Raw genomic sequence first — 14,259 nt, forward strand, 5'->3', positions numbered from 1 at the left:
TGGACGTTGAGTGGAAATGAGGGACGCTGGTTCAGGTCAGCATCCAGGCACTGAAGCTACCCAGGCCTGCAGCAAACAGGATCATCGCTCCGGCACATCCGCTGGCCTTGGGCAAGACTTCGCCGTCGGCAATCATCTTGGCCTGAATCGCCTCGACCTGGTCTTTCGCTTCCTTCAGGCCGATGCCTGATTCTTCGCGCAGGGTCTTGATGGCTTGGATCTTCTGTCCCTGACGAAGTTGCTGTTTGACTTGGTCGAGAGAAGGTTGTTCTTGCGTCATGATTGCCTTGGGGGATCAAGAAACAAAAAGAGTGTCCCAAGTTTTTGGGACACTCCAAGTTTAGGTCATTTTAAAAGCTTTGGGGACGCCGATATGAGGAAGAATAAATGGATAGCGGCGCTAACGAATTCGATTACGAATGAGGAGCCACCTTGGCCCAGTCGCTAAGGCGTTGGGATTTGGAAGTCTCGAAATCGTGAAATTCGAGGCGCAGTTTGACCAACTGTTGGTCCATCCACTGGGAAAGCTCCATGTAAGGCGCGAGGCCTACCATGATTGGGGCTTCTTCCCGGTCTCGGGCGTCTTCCAGCTTGATTTGCATGGTATCGAAAAGCGAGTCGTTCATTAGCGAACTCCCTGGGGAAAGTTCGCTACGTTCCCTGTAGCTGACCGCAGCGAATCCTGCGCTGCACTGACGCGTGCTCTACTCAAATTCTAGACGTAAATTCGGCTCCGCGAGTTCACGTGATTCTAAGATTTAGTAAAAAAGGCTCACCCTTGCAATAGGACTAATGTGGGATCCCATCACGTTAGGCGAATGTTTAAGGGGTTCAAAATCACGATCAAGGCATTTCAGAGGGCATTGAACTACCCTGTATGGGGTGTCTGTGTTTGCCTCTGGGTTGCTTGCTCGATAGTGAGTGTGATCCTCTCTAATGTCTTATTCGCTTGATCGGGTGAGATCTGAGACGAAATAGCGGCCTATCTTGGAAAGGACCCTCTTCCCTCCATAAAGTTAACGTACGAATCGATGGGTTGGTTTCCTGATATGTGGAAATAATTCCAGGAATTCCCCAGGCGAGGACCGGAATTTCTCAAGATTCAGGCCACGACGGTCGCAATTGCGATTGAGCCGTTTCGACAATTGCCGTACTCTCGGGCTCGTTTGCCTGGGAGCATCGAAAAAATGTCGCCAGGGGGACAAACGCCGTAATTTTTGGCAAACCATTTGCGTAGACCAGTCGTAACGATTGTGCGATACGCAAGGCAGGTATTCGCCGCCGATGGTTCTGCCAAGGGCCGGAAAAAGCCGTTTAATCGGTTTATTTCGCCGGTCCGAAAGAGGCAGCCTTGTCGGCGACGTTGCCAGGGACTGCATAACGAGACCGAGTCAAGGATGGTTGAATCTCGAGTGCTAGCAAGTCGATAAGAAGGGTACTTCCTGACAAACTCTTCGCCGTGAGTCACTTGCTTCACACGGATGGCTATTACTGACACGGAATACGGCACCATGGAAGACGCCAATGAACTATATTTGCGAGGTAGGGAAACTGCCTCCCTCAGGTTGCCTGACGAAGCCAGGCTTACCGATTAGGGAAAACCCAGACCTCCGATTCCGGTCATGATTTTAGGGACGTCTCGCTTGAGTGGCCCAATCAACCCACAACTCAAGTAGAAAGACGTCAAAGGGAGTTAGGATTTACCATGCACATTAATGGCCCAACCGCAGTTCACCCGGCACAGTCCATCCGAGGTCCGCACCACGCACCGCAGGCCCCGGCCGTAGACAGCCGCACCCAATTCGACACCGTGGACGAACTCGACATTTCGCACGAAGCCGACTTCGCCAGCCAGGTGAAGGACATTCCGGACATTCGCGCCGATCGAGTTGCCCAGATCAAAGCTCAAATCGCCGACGGGACTTACCTGACCGACGATAAGCTCGATCTGGCCCTGGAGCGTCTGCTGGATGAAATCGGCTAACTAGCCAGCATCAAACAACTTAGAAAATCAATCGTAACGGGCAGCATTCCTCAGCGGATGCTGCCCGTTTTTTTTGTGCCCCGTCTCAAGCTGTTTCCCTCGCCAAAATCGGCCCCACCTGGGCTTGTAGCAGGGGAACTTTGGCCTAGAATTCCGTATTGAGACTGAAAGCCCCGTAAGTAGCGTATCTTCTTAAACTGCAATTAGATAGATAAAGCAACTCAGTCTCAATAAAGACGATGACCTTGTTGACCTTATTGAGATTCCCATGTCTGATCCGTTTGCTTTGGAAGCCGTCGACGTAGCTCTTACCCCGATGGAGCGGTTCGAGGAGTACCTTAAAAGTAAGGGAAAGCGAATCACGCAGCCTCGCCGCATCCTCATCGAGCACGTTTTTAGCCACCACGAGCATTTCGACGCCGATCAATTGATCGACGAACTTTCACACCATAGTAAAGGTTCGGACCGTGTCAGTCGTCCGACCGTCTACCGCACGCTGAACGAACTGGTCGAAGCGGGCCTGCTGCGAAAGATGGAAATCGGTGGTCGAGCCGTCTATGAACACGACTACGGCTACCCCGATCACGATCACCTGTACTGCACTCAGTGTCAGCAGTTGATCGAATTTCAAAGTGCCGAACTTAAGGAACTTCGCGATGAAGTTGCCCGCCTGCACCAGTTCCGCGCTACCGGCCACCGCTTCATCATCAATGGTGTCTGCGAAGAGTGCCAGAAAAAGTCGCGCCGCAAAAAACGCCGCGTCGACTTGATCTAAGCGTTCTGATTTTTGTCCCCTCTCTCCGAAGGGGCGGTGGGGCTGGATACGAGGTTATCCAACATTAAACCTTCAGCTCTTCGTTCTCGAGCGTGACGCTGGCGTAACGATCGCGGATCGGCTGGATGATGTCGGCCAGGAAGTCGTCGACTTGCTCGGGGGCTCGGCCGACGTAGTTGAGCGGTTCCAGGATTTCTTCAGCGTCGAATTCAGGGAATGCCGGGTCGGCTTGGATACGGGCCAGCATGTCGTTGTCGAGCCCTTCCTGCTTGATGCGTTCTCCCGCTTGGCGCGAGTAAACACGAATCTTTTCGTGCAGGTCCTGACGATCGCCCCCTGCTTTCACGGCGGCCATCATGATGTTTTCGGTCGCCATGAACGGCAGCTCTTCGGCCAGGTGACGCTTGATCAGGGCAGGGTACACAACCATCCCGTTACAAACGTTGGCCAGAATAATCAGGATGGCATCGATACCTAGGAACGAAAGCGGCAGGCTCAAGCGGCGATTGGCGCTATCGTCCAAGGTGCGTTCCATCCACTGCGTGGCGAGTGTGTTGGCACCGTTGGCCTGGTTGCTGATCACGTAACGAGCGAGCCCGCAGATGCGTTCGCTGCGCATGGGGTTCCGCTTGTACGGCATGGCCGACGAGCCGATTTGATCCTTTTCGATCGGTTCTTCCAGTTCGCGGCGATGGGCCAGAATACGGATGTCAGTGGCGATCTTGTGAGCCGACTGGGCAATGCCGCTCAGGCAGTCGAGGACCTGGGTATCGACCTTGCGCGAATAGGTCTGGCCGGTGACGGCGTACAACTGATCGAAGCCCATCTTCTCGGCGACACGCTTTTCGAGCTTCTTGACCAGGTCGTGATTCCCCTGGAACAGTTCGAGGAAGCTGGCCTGGGTGCCGGTCGTTCCTTTGGTGCTGCGGAAACGAAGCAGGGCCAACCGGTGTTCGACTTCTTCCAGGTCCAACACCAGGTCGTAGCACCACAGCGTAGCGCGTTTGCCGATGGTCGTGGGCTGGGCCGATTGCAGGTGGGTAAAGCCAAGGCAGGGGAGGTCGCGGTACTGCTTGGCGAAATCGGCCAGCATGTAAATGCAGCGAACCAGACGATCGCGAACCAGCTCCAACGATTCTCGCAGAAGAATCAGGTCGGTGTTGTCGGTCACGAAGCAGCTGGTTGCGCCCAGGTGAATGATTGGCTTGGCGATCGGTGCCGCTTCGGCGAACGTTTCAACGTGGGCCATCACATCGTGCCGACGGCGTTTTTCGTGCTTGGCAGCCAGGTCGAAATCGATGTTGTCGAGGTTGGCCCGCATCGCTGCGAGCTGCTCGTCGGTAATCGACAGCCCAAGCTCTTGTTCCGATTCGGCCAGGGCCAGCCACAGCCGCCGCCAGGTGGAATGTTTCTTCTGCGGACTCCACAAAAAGCTCATGTCCCGCGAGGCATACCGAGAGATCAACGGGTTTTCGTATTGTTCGTAGGACACGTGGAGTTCCCTTGTATGGATTCGAGTTGGCGTCTGAACCGATTGATTTTAGCGGAAAACGGGGCGTCTCGGCAGGGTATGTTCACCAGGAGATTGCGACGGGGCAGGGGGGAGGCGATGGGACACTGCGGGGACAGGAACCGATCTGGAAGAGAGGAAGTTATTAACCGCGGATAACACGGATGGACGCGGATCTGAGGAGTATGGGCGGGGTTGAGAAGTGTGAGTTTGAGTGAGCTTGGGATTGAATGGCGAGAAAAGTGTGTGCGCGCACAAATCCGATCCCCTCGCCCCGGCGGGGAGAGAGTTCGGGTGTGTTTCGCCAGCAGGCATTCCAATGGAAGACGTAGGGTGCGAACAGCGCAGCCAGTCGCACCCGGCACAACGCTAACCCGCGGCCTTGGAGATGAAGATTGTCCATTATGGCAACGCCATGTTCGCGCGCAATCTTCTTCTCGCCAGCCCCAAAGGGGCGACCGTTCATAGCCAGGGGTGGAAACCCCTGGTACCCGTGCCACCAACATCGAGTCCCAAGCCCCAAGGGGGCGGCCGAGTGTGCGCGCACCGGTTCGGCCGCCCTTTCAGGGCTTAAGATGTTTTAATGAGATCGCTTTCCAGGGGCTGCCGCCCCTGGCTATGAACGGTCGCTCCGTTGGAGCTGACATTAGCTTGGCGGGCCGCGTTCGTTGGCATGAGGCGTTTCGTGTTTAAACTCGACGGTCGGCTCGTCGATCGGCTTGGCAGATGACGCGTGAACCAACTCGCCAGATGAAACGTTGCTCAACGTTTCGGACGACACACCAGACGACTCCCCGGGTGCCACACCCAAGTCTGCTTGGGCGTGCGGAGCGCCGGTTGGCAGTTCATGCGTATCCAATGTCGGGACGTTCGCATTCGCTTCACTTAGCAAACGTGTTGCCGTTAGCGCTGGTTGTCGTGGTTGCGTTTTGAAGGGCTGGAGCTCCGGGTTCAACTCGAACAACTCTTGCTCCAACCGATCCAGCTCGGCCTGCTTCGCGCAGATCTCGCCCTGCAGTTGCCGGTCCAGCTTCTGCAATCGGTAATAGGTCCACGCATAGAGCCGCGCCAGCTCGTACGTCCACGCCTCTTCGGGCGGGCGTTTCATGCGTCGTAGTTGCCATTCCCGTTCGCGCGTGTTGTCGTCGCGTTCACGCGGTGCTCGGTACGCAGGGGGCTTTCGCGGTTTCTTGGCCTGGGGAACGACCCAGGGTGGTCGCATGTCGGGGAACTGGTGGGCCGCGACTTCGGGATCGATCGGTTCGACGAGCGGGTCTGCCCGGTACGTTAGCCGGTTGGGGTCTGGCACGTAGACGAATGGTTCCGGCGGCGGTTCTTCCTCTTGCGGTGGTTTGTGATCGCCCCGTTCTTCGGCTTCTTGCCGGGCAATCATCTCTTCCAGGGCCGCGCATGTTCGCCGCGGGTCCCCTTTGGGGGAGACGCGGACCTGGTTGGCCTGCTGGAAGATGGTCATCTCTTCGATCGGTCGATCGGGGATGACCATGAGCACCTCACCACAGCAGGGGCAGATGATGCGGTTCCCATCGCGCACGGCAACCTGCGGAGTCTGGCTATGATGGCCGGCTCCGTGTTGTTTAGGTTGGGGGTCGGGATGGGACATTTTTCTTTTGGGTTGAGTGGAAATGGTGTTCGCACGCCCAAGCAGACTTGGGCGTGGCACCCGGGGAGTTGTGTGAGACTCGCGGGTTCCCCTTAAGATATGTGAACATGTGTATACATGTCAAATGTTTGGGGGAGATTTTTTGGAAGATAGTTTTTGTGTGCTCTTATCCGCGTAAGTCTGCGTGATCCGCGGTTCTCTTTCTGTGCCTATCTGTGTTCATCCGTGTGATCTGTGGTTGGTTCTCTGTTCGCATCCAATGGGAATTGGGCCGTTTCCTGGCAAAGAAACGCATTGCCGCCGCGAATACCTTTTCGCTGCGCTCTTACTCTGCGAATCGGGGGGAACGATGCAATTTTGGTCTGTCATTGGCTGGGGCCTTTTGTTTGTCGGGATTGCCTTCTGCGCTTTTGTGGTTGATCGTGATCGGAGCATTCGCGATCAGCGGAATCAAGAAGCGCGTTCCGAGAGGAAACGTCGCACGAACCGTTTTTCGTGGCGGATGGTGACTAGCAAGATCACGCAGATGGGCACGGTTGCCTGGGCACTGTTGTTTGTGGGGCTGATTGCGGTCGGGCTTATCCCGTTTATCGTGCCCTTGGTGCTGATCACGCTGCTGGGCCTGAGCGTGGGGTGGTTTGTGCAGGATCTAATTCGTGAAGGGAAGCTGTGGCGGAAGACGAAGCACACGGTGCGATCGCTCGGCTTTGGCCTCCGGCACATGATGGCCTTTCTGACGATTTTGGGAGTGACGGCCGGCGTGGTCAGGGCTCGCTACCCGCAAGCATCGATAACCGAACTCGCGCTGACGATGATGTTCTTTACGGTGATCGTGTCGCTGTTGGTCGGGGTCGCGTACCTGGGTGTCGACACGCTCCTGTTCGGCCGAGGCTCGGGAAGAAGAGCGAACCGGTTGCGTGAGATTGAGAAGCGGCGGGAAGATGAGGATTTTTCGTAGGGTCTCATGTCATTGTCGGTCGTGGAGCGAGTCCATGGTTCTATGGTTTGTCCCTCACCCTGGCCTTCTCTCCGGCGGGGTGAGAGGACGGGAGAGAGTCTACATATTCGTCAAATCATCTACCGCGTGGTTGCCTACCAGTCGATCGAGCGCCGACGCCAGCTTTGGTGCCAGGGACGCATCCTGGGCGTAGATCCGGCAGATGACGCGGCTGACTGGGAGCGAGCGGAAGATCTTGTCGGTGGTGAGCTCTTTGATCTTCTTTTGAGCTCCGTCGTACATGAAGTTCTGGTGGTCGCTGGGGCCGCGGGTGTTGGGGCGGAAGACGGTTCGGTTCAGGGCGATCTTCAGCGGGATCTCTTTCAGTTCGGCCGGTAGCACTTCGCGCAGTGCTGTCAGGGCAAAGTTTTCGCTGCGGAAGATGGTCATCTCCTGACTTTCCCCTTCGTCGAAGCGGAGGGAGCGTTCGCAGATGAATCGCCAGGGGATGTTGCGGCTGAGCAGGTCTTTCCATTTGCGGCCGACCTCGGCCTGGTGAGGGTCTGCGGATTGATGCCAGCGGGCCGCATCGACTAGCAGGCTGAACTCGGTGAAGCCTTGGTAGGCGGCGAGGTTCTCGATGGGGTTGCCAGGGAACATCCAGGGGCGGCTTTCGGCGAACAGGTCTTCGAGCGTCTTATCGATCGCCATCACTTCGCGGTGGAAGTAAACGGTTTGGAAAAGCTCTGCCCGGACGTTCATGAAGCGGATCAGCGCTGCCATGCCGCGTTCGTGGATGGTGAGACCTTTTTCCGTGAAAAAGCTGTAACGGATCAGCCGTTCCAAGTCGTACGACTGCTGGCTGTAGCCGGTCATGTAGGCATCGCGGAGGACGAAGTCCATGTTGTCGATCGTGTAAATGCCGCTGAGCAGGCTACGGAGAAAACTGAGCCACTGCGGGCGATCGGCTTCGTCCCCCTGCTTGGGACGCTGAATCATCCAGGAAATGTGTTCGGGATTGATGTGTTCGTGGTCTTCCATCTGCGAGTAGGGATTCCGCCGCAGTTGGGAAAGGAGGTCCCCCAGTTCGTGCTGGATGATATGGGCCCCGAGCGATTCGTGCGTCAGGCCGAAGTGCTGGAGGAAGTGGCTGTCGAAGAAGTGGCCGAACGGCCCGTGGCCGACGTCGTGCAATAGGCCTGCCATTCGCAGGAGAGATTCGACGTGGCCGCGAGAAGGGGTGTCGGGGCAGACTTCCTTCAGGCTGGGATACAGTTGATTGATCAGCCGGCTGGCCAGGTGCATCACCCCGAGGATGTGCTGAAAGCGGGTATGCTCGGCGGTGGGATAGACCCACCAGGCCGTTTGTAGCTGGTGAATCTGCCGCATCCGCTGGAGCCAGGGATGATCGATGATGGTGCGTTCGGTGACCTCGCCCGGGGAAGTTCCTTCCGAAACGAAGGGAACATATCCGTGAATGGGATCGTAGCAGAGGGACTCGGCGGCAAATTTATCGAGATTCACCCTTACTCCTTTGGGGTTAATTGGTCAGGCGGCGGCTAGCAGAGCTTGCACCAGATTCGCTAGTTTCGCAGAATCAGGGAGATTCGTTAATTGGATTAATCGCTACATCTTATAGATGACGGTTACCGTTTTAGCATCAGATGCGTGGAACCGAGGTAGTTCCAAGACGGAATTTTAAACGCATTTGCCGATAGAAATAGCACCTCGGATTTTCCCGAATGTACGACAGGCAGCCCTTTGGGGAAATCCGTTTCACTCAGGCGGAGGAGTTTTGATTGTGATGCAGGCATATCGCTGGGCGCGGCTCGCCCTACTTTGCGTAGGTATTTTCTCATTTGCTCAGCCACAAGTACAAGCTGCCCCTGCGGCGGCGACGGTACTTCCTCAAACCATTAAAAGCTACGTTTCGATCCCTGATTACGATCAGGCCTCCGCGCATTTCGACGAAACGCAGATCGGTAAAATGATGGCCGACCCGGTCATGAAGCCGTTTACGGACGATCTGAAAGAGCAAATCAAGCAAAAGCTGATCGCCGGCGGCGTGAAACTGGGCATCAACCTGGATGACCTGAAAGACGTTTACGCCGGGGAAATCTGCTTTGCCAACGACCAGCCCAACGGCGAGAAGTCGGACGGCGTGGTGCTGACGGTCGATGTGACCGCCAAGAAGGCCCAGGTCGATGCTTTGCTGGCCAAGATCACCCAGCACCAGAAGGCCAACGGTGCCAAAGAGTCGAAAGTGACCATCGCTGGGGTGGCTGCCACTAAGTTCGATCTTCCGCCTAGTGCCGAAAAGCCTGGTCCGAACGAAGCCTACTATGCCGTTTCGCAAGACCTGCTGGTCGCGACCGACTCTGAAGCGACCCTGAAGTACATCCTGGAATCGATCGCTGCTGCCAAGCAAGATAACCTGGCTTCGCTGGAAGCGTTCAAGGCTGTCCTGGCCCGGGCTGCTGAAGGCCGCGGACCCGAAACCTACGACTTCGAATGGTTCGTCGAGCCGTTTGGCTATGCCGAAGTGATCCGCTCGCAGCAAGGTGGCCGTAAGAAACGCGGTACCGACATGCTGCACCTGCTGCGGAATCAAGGTTTTGACGCCGTGAAGGGGCTGGGTGGTTACGTGAACTTCGTGGTCGCCAACGATGGCGACCAGATGGAAATGGTGCACAGTTCGTTCGTGTACGCTCCGCAAGATCCTAAGGCCGAGGCCGGCGAACGCTTCCGCCTGGGGGCTCGCGTGTTGAACTTCCCGAACGATCAGAACTTCCAGCCGCACAACTGGGTTCCGAATGAAATCGCCACGTTCATGGACTTCCGCTGGAACGTGCAAGACGCGTTCAAGTTCAGCGAAACGATCGTCAACGAATACGCCGACGACGAGATCTTTGACGAGCTGATCGAAAGCTTGGAAAAAGACCCAGCCGGCCCGAAGGTGGACGTCGTCAACCAGATCGTCAAACACCTGGACGACAAGGTTTGCATGTTGGTCGACGTGAAGACGCCGATCACGCCGCAGTCGGAACAGCGTCTGGTGGCCGTGCATCTGCTGAACTCCGCCCCGGTGAAAGCGGCCATCACGCAGATCATGCAGCAAGACCCCAACGCCGAAAAGCATGCGGTGGGTGACGAAGAGATCTGGGAAATCCACGAAGAGGAAGAAGAAATCCCGACGCTGGTCATCAGTGGTCCTGGCTTCCCGGATGCGTTTGCTGCCAACAATCAGTTTACCCAGGGTGACGCCAATAAGCCGAAGATTCCCAACGCTGCCGTTTCGGTGGTGGGTGACTGGGTTTTCTTTGCCAACAACAAAGAGCTGATCAAGAAGGTCATCCTGACCAAGCAGGCCGGTGCTGGTGCCAACTTGTTGGAACAGGCCGCCGACTATCAACGCATGAGCAAAGCCCTGCAGGTTCTGGGTAGCGGTGTCGATAGCTTCCGTCACTTTGGACGCACCGATCAGGCTGCCCGCGTCACGTACGAACTGATGCAGCAAGGCAAGATGCCGGAATCGGAATCGGCCTTGGGCAAGATCATCAACGAACTGTGGAGCATGGGTCAGGAAGACGAACAGGCCAAACGCCAGCAGCAGATCGACGCCAGCAAGTTGCCCCCCTTCGCCCAGGTTGAAGGTTACCTTGGCCCAACGGGTGCCTATGGCCGCACCGAAGACAACGGCTGGTACGTCAGTGGTGCGATGCTGAAGAAATAGTTCGCTGCTTTTGATAGCGACTAAGAATAGAAAAGAGCCTCGGCCACTGGCCGGGGCTTTTTTTATGCGCGGAAAATGTTTCGTCGTGCTGCCGGACTCGTTACGATTTGGTCTTTGCCGGTAACAAATCCCGAACAGTCCTCAGGCATATCAATGGCAAACGAAGACCGCTCTGGCAGAGCTCAGCAAATTGAGCAGCTTGAAAAGCATCTTGGTGTTTCGCTGTCAGAGGTGTTGGCTGGTCTCTATCGCAATGCCGCCCACGAAGCCGAGGCGAGTGGGATTCGCCTGATGCGTGTTGAGGAGGTCATCGACGAGGTTGATGCGTTTGCAGCGGTGATGCCTCTTTTGGGCGGCGTTCCTTTCTTCACCGACGACAACGGTAGCTACCTGTTCGTACATCTGACCGGCCCGCTGGAAGGACGCGTGTCGGTGTTGATGGAAGGGTATCCGTACTGCGTCGCGTTTCGTTCGGTGCCGTCGCTGCGCGAGCAGCTTGACGCGGTCGCTGACGACGACTGGGAAGAGAGCCTGTGTGGCGACTACTTCACCGGTGGTTTGAAGTTTGAACCGCGGCAGGCAACATCTCAGGAGATCGCCGCCGATCGTCAGGCCCGCCAGCAGCTACGCGAGTTATTGCAGAGGGAACGGGAGGTCGATTCGTATGACCAAGGGCACGATGATGTCTACACGGCCAATATCATCGCGCTGACTCCGTGGGAAGATGCCCAGTCGGTTCGAGAGTTCCTGTCGGGCGAGCACTCGAACCCGTTTGCCATCGAGTGGGCAGGCTACGCTGGCGAACGTTTGCTCGACGAACTTGCTGGGATCGCTGGAACCTACCAGTGTGGGCTCGCCTATCTTTCGCTGGCCCAGATTGGTACGGCCAAAGCCAAGCAGGTACTTTTCGACCAGGTCGAGCGATGCCCCAAGGGACACGAAACGAGTCTCGCCCAGGCACTGCACTCGATCGGCGTACCAACACGACATGAGATCGCGGATAAGCAGAAGCATACGTACCTGGTTCAGCCGTCGCCGGAAGAGGATTGGCAGATCGTGGGAACTTCCCACATCGTCAAACGGAAAGTCGCTGAGCCGATTGTGATCTGGAATGCCAAGAACCAGCACAACGTGAGTGTCTCGTTAGCCCTCACGCCGCTGGCGATCGAGCAGTTGAAGCGGCAAGTCGAAAGCAGCCCAGAGCCGGAGAAGGCGTGGGTGCGGTGGCAATTCATTTCACGACTCAGTTCGCAGTATGGCCAGAAGGTTGGCTTCAAGGTGACCAAGCTGATCTCGCCGAAGATGAAGCGACACGAGGCCCCGTACTTTCGCCTGGTCATCGATCCGGAGACGCTCGAAGAGCTCGACCAAGTCGGGCGGTATGGTTTGGGGAGCTCGGAGTGCACGCGGTTTGTGTTCGACTACGTGGAAGGTGCCGACGGTGTGCCTGGGTTTGTTTGGCTGCGTGATTAACCTGCGTGCCGATAAAGGGATCACGGATCAAAAAGCATTCCCCGTTTGAGCGGGGCTTCTTCGTCCGGGTGGTCTGGACGAGAGTGATGTTTCAGCAAGTAGCTACGTAGTGCTGGCGAGACCACCACCGCGACCGTGTACTGACGGGGGTGTCTGCCGGTGGTGGTCACCAGTAGTTCGATTCCATCGCTGTTCTTCTCGCTGGGTTGTACCGTCACCAAATCCCACGGCGTAAGTTTCATGGGGGTCATGGCGATGCCATGTTCGAAGAATTCCACGCCCCCCACGTGCCGCCTCCAGGAGATATGCAGCAGAAAGGGGACCGAGATGAACGCGGCGACGAAATTGTTGTAGACCAGCCGCACGGGAAAGACCTGGATGGTCTCGCTGGTTTCTCGTAGCGACATGGCTGCGATCGCCAGGCATGCCACGGACATCCCCCCGATCATCAGCGTGTTGATGAAGTATTGCAGGGCTGGCGAGCGGGTAACGCTTTGCCCGAGACGCGCCCCTGATCCTTCCAGCCCCTTTCTTCTGCGATAGCTGCCATAAAAGTAACCGCCAGTCATCACGGCCAGTTGGCATCCGACGAGAAACTGCACGACGGTTGCATTCTCCGACTCTAACGCGCGGATCGCCGGGGCGAAGATCGCGGCGAGAATTCCCAATGCGGTCATCAGCCCCAGCAAGTGAATCAAATGGAACTGGGTCGTCGTAACGTTGAGCACTTCCAGGTCGGGCTCATTGAGTGGATCCGTGCTCATACAGCCTCTTTTTCTGGGGAGAGGTCGCCGTGATGCTTTAAAAGATACTGCTTGAGGGGATCGGAGACGAAGATGGTCATCATCATGGCACCTCCATATTTTGCGGCAGGTTTAATGTGGAGGTTCACGCCGTGTTCGTACAGTTTGCTCGGACGCACGACGATGCGTTCCCAGGGGGTGAACTGCATCGTGGCGTCAGCCATGCCGTTCTCGAAGAACTCGATCGCTCCGTAGTCGCGGTCCCACCGCAGCTGCATGATCGCGTTGGTGGCAAAGTGCCCCATTTGAAATTGAACGATTAACATGGACCAAGGGAAGTGGTCATCCGGCATCCAGCAGATCACTAAAATGACAAGGGCCAACTGAAGGAACGCAAAAACGAGCAAGCCACACACGGTCGCCAGTCTGCCGAATGCTCGTGACTTGGCCATACCAAAGTTGCTTTGTCCGACACGTCGACCGGAAACCGAAAGGAGTTTGTTGCGTCGGTACGAAGCAAGATAATACGATCCCCCAACGACAAACAATTCGATCACCAGAATCAATGCGATATAGGTGACTTGACGCCCCGACAGGATGCGAAACAGGGGAGCCAGCAGCGCAAACGCGAACGCCAGCACGGTCATCAGCCCCATCAAATGAATGAGACCAAACTGCTGCGGGCGTTCGTCGAGAAGTTCTAGTTCAAGCTCCAGTTCGGGTTCGCTGGCGGGATCGGTGCTCATGCTCGCTCCCCGTTGGCCTGGGTGCTGCGATCCGCTTCGCCGTATTGATTCAGCAAGTATCGTTTCATGGAATCTGAGACAGGAATGGTTTTCAGCGTGGGGCCAACATGCTTGGTGGCGGATTGAATATGCAGGTTGACGCGATCGGGGTATAAACGGCACGGTCGGACGGAAATTCGCTCCCACGGCGTGAACTGGAACGATCCAAGGATGATGCCGTTCTCGAAGAACTCGGCGTTTTCGTCGTGGATACTCCATCGCTGCCGTATCAACTGGTTGGCAACGTAGAGTGCGATCTGAATTTGGCACACGATTACCAGCCAGTATACGTCGTTTCCCCCTAGTGAGTACGCTACGATGCCGATCCCGATTTGAGCGAGCAGGACCTCGACACCGATGACGATCATCTTGCCGATGCTTGTTGGCTTGGCCTGGGGATCGTCGTCGCCGCTGAGGGAGATTTGTCTTCCCGCGAGCGCAAGCACACCTTGGCGGCGCGTGGTGCCAATAAACCAGTCGCCGATGACCGCGCATAGCTCGATCAAAAGAACGATCAGTATGATCGCGGTCAGGTAGGCAGGTAGCGTTCGAAAGATGGGAACCAGCAAGGCCGTGGCCAACGCCAACGCGGTCATCAGCCCCATCAAATGCATGAGGCCAAACTGCGGTGGGCGCTGGTCGAGAAGTTCGAGTTCCAGTTCTGTTTCGTCGGCCATGAAAGTCTAGGAGAGAGGTGC

At 56.4% G+C, this 14,259-nt stretch carries 13 protein-coding genes; 5 read left to right on the top strand and 8 right to left on the bottom strand.

Annotation, left to right across the window (positions count from 1 at the left end):
• Positions 1–31: 31 nt before the first annotated feature.
• On the bottom strand, positions 32–280 hold the full coding sequence (locus tag C5Y96_RS15265; protein ID WP_105354996.1) for a ribosomal protein L7/L12: 249 nt from the start codon (positions 278–280) through the stop codon (positions 32–34).
• A 133-nt stretch (positions 281–413) separates the two neighbouring features.
• On the bottom strand, positions 414–626 hold the full coding sequence (locus tag C5Y96_RS15270) for a hypothetical protein (protein ID WP_105354998.1): 213 nt from the start codon (positions 624–626) through the stop codon (positions 414–416).
• Between the two features lie 1,079 nt (positions 627–1,705).
• Here C5Y96_RS15270 and C5Y96_RS15275 point away from each other — a divergent pair.
• Positions 1,706–1,984 carry a flagellar biosynthesis anti-sigma factor FlgM gene (locus C5Y96_RS15275; protein ID WP_105355001.1) on the top strand — a complete coding sequence of 93 codons (279 nt, stop codon included), beginning with the start codon at positions 1,706–1,708 and terminating at the stop codon, positions 1,982–1,984.
• Between the two features lie 268 nt (positions 1,985–2,252).
• Entirely contained in the window at positions 2,253–2,759 is a 507-nt protein-coding gene (locus tag C5Y96_RS15280; RefSeq protein ID WP_105355003.1) for a Fur family transcriptional regulator, read from the top strand.
• A 64-nt stretch (positions 2,760–2,823) separates the two neighbouring features.
• Here C5Y96_RS15280 and purB read toward each other — a convergent pair whose 3' ends face one another.
• Positions 2,824–4,251: an adenylosuccinate lyase gene (purB, locus tag C5Y96_RS15285; RefSeq protein ID WP_105355005.1), complete on the bottom strand. Its 1,428-nt coding sequence runs from the start codon at positions 4,249–4,251 to the stop codon at positions 2,824–2,826.
• 664 nt (positions 4,252–4,915) lie between these two features.
• Positions 4,916–5,890 (bottom strand): hypothetical protein, encoded by a 975-nt coding sequence (locus C5Y96_RS15290; protein WP_146115671.1) that lies wholly within the window; start codon positions 5,888–5,890, stop codon positions 4,916–4,918.
• Positions 5,891–6,239: 349 nt separating this feature from the next.
• Between C5Y96_RS15290 and C5Y96_RS15295 the strand changes: the two genes are divergently transcribed.
• Entirely contained in the window at positions 6,240–6,848 is a 609-nt protein-coding gene (locus C5Y96_RS15295) for a hypothetical protein (protein ID WP_146115672.1), read from the top strand.
• Positions 6,849–6,947: 99 nt separating this feature from the next.
• On the opposite strand, the gene C5Y96_RS15300 is transcribed toward C5Y96_RS15295, so the two are convergent.
• On the bottom strand, positions 6,948–8,351 hold the full coding sequence (locus C5Y96_RS15300; protein WP_233198981.1) for an HD domain-containing protein: 1,404 nt from the start codon (positions 8,349–8,351) through the stop codon (positions 6,948–6,950).
• A gap of 277 nt (positions 8,352–8,628) precedes the next feature.
• On the opposite strand from C5Y96_RS15300, the gene C5Y96_RS15305 reads away from it, so the two are divergent.
• Positions 8,629–10,560: a hypothetical protein gene (locus C5Y96_RS15305; protein WP_146115673.1), complete on the top strand. Its 1,932-nt coding sequence runs from the start codon at positions 8,629–8,631 to the stop codon at positions 10,558–10,560.
• Positions 10,561–10,713: 153 nt separating this feature from the next.
• Positions 10,714–12,033 (top strand): hypothetical protein, encoded by a 1,320-nt coding sequence (locus tag C5Y96_RS15310; protein WP_105355017.1) that lies wholly within the window; start codon positions 10,714–10,716, stop codon positions 12,031–12,033.
• Positions 12,034–12,053: 20 nt separating this feature from the next.
• Here C5Y96_RS15310 and C5Y96_RS15315 read toward each other — a convergent pair whose 3' ends face one another.
• From C5Y96_RS15315 to C5Y96_RS15325, 3 genes are read right to left on the bottom strand one after another with little or no spacing between them, the layout of a single operon-like run.
• Complete coding sequence (locus C5Y96_RS15315) at positions 12,054–12,797, bottom strand: hypothetical protein (protein ID WP_105355019.1); 744 nt, start codon at positions 12,795–12,797, stop codon at positions 12,054–12,056.
• Complete coding sequence (locus C5Y96_RS15320; protein WP_105355021.1) at positions 12,794–13,522, bottom strand: hypothetical protein; 729 nt, start codon at positions 13,520–13,522, stop codon at positions 12,794–12,796. The genes C5Y96_RS15315 and C5Y96_RS15320 overlap by 4 nt, the downstream gene beginning before the upstream one ends.
• Positions 13,519–14,238, bottom strand: a complete 720-nt coding sequence (locus C5Y96_RS15325; RefSeq protein WP_105355024.1) for a hypothetical protein — start codon at positions 14,236–14,238, stop codon at positions 13,519–13,521. Before C5Y96_RS15325 ends, C5Y96_RS15320 begins: the two co-directional genes overlap by 4 nt.
• Between the last annotated feature and the right edge of the window lie 21 nt (positions 14,239–14,259).

This window comes from Blastopirellula marina (genome assembly GCF_002967715.1).
GTDB lineage: Bacteria > Planctomycetota > Planctomycetia > Pirellulales > Pirellulaceae > Bremerella > Bremerella marina_B.